Source organism: Hydrogenophaga sp. (genome assembly GCF_048549895.1).
In the GTDB taxonomy this organism is placed as follows: domain Bacteria; phylum Pseudomonadota; class Gammaproteobacteria; order Burkholderiales; family Burkholderiaceae_C; genus Hydrogenophaga.
This window is the reverse complement of the sequence record NZ_JBLYYB010000001.1, coordinates 1-3,367: the sequence shown is the minus strand read 5'-3', so window position 1 is coordinate 3,367 and position 3,367 is coordinate 1. Positions and strand designations below refer to the sequence as shown.

4 protein-coding genes are annotated in these 3,367 nt (G+C 58.1%); 2 read left to right on the top strand and 2 right to left on the bottom strand.

What is annotated here, in order from left to right; all coding sequences use genetic code 11:
- Positions 1-426 precede the first annotated feature (426 nt).
- A complete protein-coding gene (locus ACN4F8_RS00020; protein ID WP_291084529.1) occupies positions 427-840 on the bottom strand; it encodes a hypothetical protein in 414 nt (137 codons plus the stop codon).
- Between the two features lie 12 nt (positions 841-852).
- On the opposite strand from ACN4F8_RS00020, the gene ACN4F8_RS00015 reads away from it, so the two are divergent.
- Both ACN4F8_RS00015 and ACN4F8_RS00010 read left to right on the top strand, forming a co-directional pair.
- Positions 853-1,245, top strand: coding sequence for a helix-turn-helix domain-containing protein (locus ACN4F8_RS00015; protein WP_291084526.1), 393 nt, complete (start codon positions 853-855; stop codon positions 1,243-1,245).
- A 329-nt stretch (positions 1,246-1,574) separates the two neighbouring features.
- Positions 1,575-2,543: an IS5 family transposase gene (locus ACN4F8_RS00010; protein WP_305354164.1), complete on the top strand. Its 969-nt coding sequence runs from the start codon at positions 1,575-1,577 to the stop codon at positions 2,541-2,543.
- A gap of 300 nt (positions 2,544-2,843) precedes the next feature.
- On the opposite strand, the gene ACN4F8_RS00005 is transcribed toward ACN4F8_RS00010, so the two are convergent.
- Positions 2,844-3,287, bottom strand: coding sequence for a hypothetical protein (locus tag ACN4F8_RS00005; protein ID WP_419471691.1), 444 nt, complete (start codon positions 3,285-3,287; stop codon positions 2,844-2,846).
- Between the last annotated feature and the right edge of the window lie 80 nt (positions 3,288-3,367).

Below are 3,367 nucleotides of genomic sequence, written 5' to 3'. Positions count from 1 at the left end.
TGCCGACGACGCCGGCGTTAAACCCCTATCCCCGATCAGTTCAGGTGGGGGAGTTTGAGGTGGCCATAGACGGGGGAATTTGGGTGGCCATCAGGGTCCCTCCGGCGCTCCAAACCATTTGGAAATCCTCGCTGCATCATCTGCATCCAGCGTGTGGAAGCGAGACCGCCCCAATCCGCTTTTGACGAATGGCAAGCCGCGCAACCCATTTTCGGACGCCATCCTCAGAACATAGCCTTGGCCTGATTCACCAGGTCTTACGGTAAGCAGGACCGAAGTACCAGCCAACTCTCCCTAAGACCCTTCACGTAAGACCTAAAAAATCCACCCCGGCCTAGAGCCGGGGTTTTCATTTGGGCTTCGCCTCCAACTATGCAAACTCGCCGAAGCGGCTGGGCGCTCCGACCATGCCAATGTCTGGAGTGCTCATGCCTTTGCAGATAAGAGCGCGAGAAATCCGAACGCGCTGCCCAGAAACGCCCATTGCTGCAGCTGAGGGCTCTCCACGGGTACGCCGTGCGCGTAACGGACGAAGTGCTCGCAGTTGAATTTTGTCCATGAATAACCCTGTACCTGCTTCAGCCGCGCACGCTGCATCACGGTTCCGGGCGGCAGGCCACCGAGATATCCGTCTACCGTTACAGGGCGAGCGGCCGCGAATGTCGATATGCATTGCTCGACGAGCCCACAGCTTTGCGCCGAAAACGACAAGACACCACGCTCCCCGCCAATCCATCGATCACTGAGCAACGCCACATGATCATAGAAACCGCAGTTAACCCGAATGACGGTTCCTGCGGGAAGTGCCCAGATCTTTTGATGGTTTGAAACGGGAATCATGGTATCCTCCTGTTGAACATATTTGCATTAAACGCATACATGCAGGAAAAGTCAATCCCCCCTCAAAAACCGTTGGTCACCTATCCCGCTTTGGTCGGCAAGATATTGGCGCAGCAGCGTGAGGCTCGCGGGATCAAGCAAGGCGATCTCGCAGCAACCCTTGGACTATCGCAGTCCGCCTATTCCAGACTTGAGTCAGGCGACTCCGTACTAAACCTCTCGCAACTCAGGAACGCGGCAACACAGCTCGGCTTGCAGCCTGGCCAAGTGTTGCAGTGGGCCGATCAGTACGAGGCGCGCCTTCGGCAGCAAGGCGTCGATGTGATTTCAGAGAAGCCGGACAATCCAGCAGCGATTGCGATCGGTTTGGGATTGCTTGCTGCGCTGCTGATGAGCGCGCGATAGGTCACACCGGCCACAGAGTAGGGGTACACGCAAGAACGGGACGTTGTGGAATTCAACGATACCGCTTGAGCCGCCTTTTCAGGCTAAGTTCTTGATTTACAAGGACTCTGGGCTAACTTGGGATCGTCTGAGAAACAGAAGTGGTGCCTGGGGCTGGATCGAAAAATCCTCTCCAACCCGCGCCAATGCTCGCTCTCACGAACGTCTCGATTCTCGGGGTACACCTTTGGGTACACAGATCTCGATACGATATTCTACCTAGGGATGGTGTTCAAAACCCCGTGCAGTCCCCGATGGCGTGAAGGCCAGCGAAGCAGAACAATCAGGTCATGAAGAAACAAGCCGAACTGGGACTCAACTTGAGCACAAGGCGCACGCGCAAGGCGGTTTTCCTGGACGAGATGGAGCTGGTGGTGCCGTGGCGCGAACTCATCGCGTTGATCGCAGCGGCCTCGCCGGTGGCCAGCACGGGGCGCCCACCGTTTGCGCACGAGACCATGCTGCGCATTCATTTTTTGCAGCAGTGGTTCGGCCTGTCGGACCTGGCCATGGAAGAGGCTCTGTTCGAAACCCCGCTGTATCGCGACTTCGCTGGTCTTTCGGGTAGCCAGCGCATTCCAGATCGCGTGAGCATCCTGCGCTTTCGCCACCTACTCGAAGAGCACCAGCTCAGCCTGCAGATACTGGCTACCGTCAACAGCACGTTGGCCGCCAAGGGCCTCCTGCTCAAGAGCGGCACAGCCATCGATGCCACCTTGATACCTGCACCCAGTTCGACCAAGAACGCCAGCGGCGAGCGTGACCCGGAGATGCACCAAGTGAAGAAGGGAAACCAATGGCACTTCGGTATGAAAGCGCACGTCGGCGTAGATGCCGATTCAGGCCTGGTGCACACGGTGGTGGGCACGGCGGCCAACGTCAATGACGTGACGCAGGCCAGCGCACTGGTGCACGGCGAAGAGCGCGATGTGTTTGCGGATGCGGGCTACCAGGGTGTGGGCAAACGCGAAGAGACGCAGGGCATCAAGGCCAACTGGCATGTGGCCATGCGACCGGGTAAGCGCCGGGTGCTGGACAAGGCTACTCCGATGGGGCGCGTGCTCGATGAACTCGAGCATGTGAAGGCGCGTATCCGGGCCAAGGTGGAGCACCCGTTTCGGGTGATCAAGCGCCAGTTCGGGTTTGTGAAAGTGCGCTACCGCGGGCTGGCCAAGAATACGGCGCAACTGCACACGCTGTTCGCCCTGTCCAACCTGTGGATGGCGCGGCACCGGCTTTTGCAGAGGGCACAGGGATGAGTGCGCCTGCAGAGCGCCCAAAGGCCAGGATGGGCCTTCAAAGGCCGAGAGCTCGACCTCCATGGCGTTGAAATCTATCAAAACGGGCGCGGGAGTTTCATGTCGCGAGACTTGTGCGCTCAGCGTGCTTCGCAACTCCGGTTTTGAACACCATCCCTAGCCAGGACGGGACGTGAAAGCTGGATTGAACGTCCAGGCGGAAAGCGAAACCGCCTGGCAACCCAGATGTCGCCTAACGCACGGACAGTACCGCTCGTCGCACTGAGTCCGCGCAACTTGGACTTAATCCAAGGTCATTCATCAACTGGAAAAAGCAGATCCGAGCCCGGACGATCGAGCCAACTGTCGAGCGAGCTTGCGCGCCGGCTCAAGGTCACCACTGGTGAAATACGAGGGGTCGCCGACCAGCTCGGCCATCTGGCTTTTGATGCGCTCAGGCAATGCCGCCCCGTGGATGAAATAGCGGAGATGACGGAGAAAGTTTCCGTGTCCAAAGATGTCAACTCCTACAGTGCCGTTGCCTTCGAACACCTGCAGACGGGACTTTCTTCCTCCATTGAGCTCCGGATCGTCAAAGTAGCGCAAACGGCGCTCGGGGATCGCTTTGCGCTGCAAAAGCAACGGCATCAACCTTGCAGCCGCGTCACACGAACGCCGGCCACTGTCATGGGAGTGCCAGTTGAAATCGATTTGTTCAAGAAGGGCAAGCTCTTGTTCGGCCAGTTCGATCGTGCCTATCGTCATTCCTATCTCCCGAGATCCGTTGGCCGTATGCGCGAGTGATACACAGTGCTATGGAGCGCATGCGCTCCATAGCATAACCT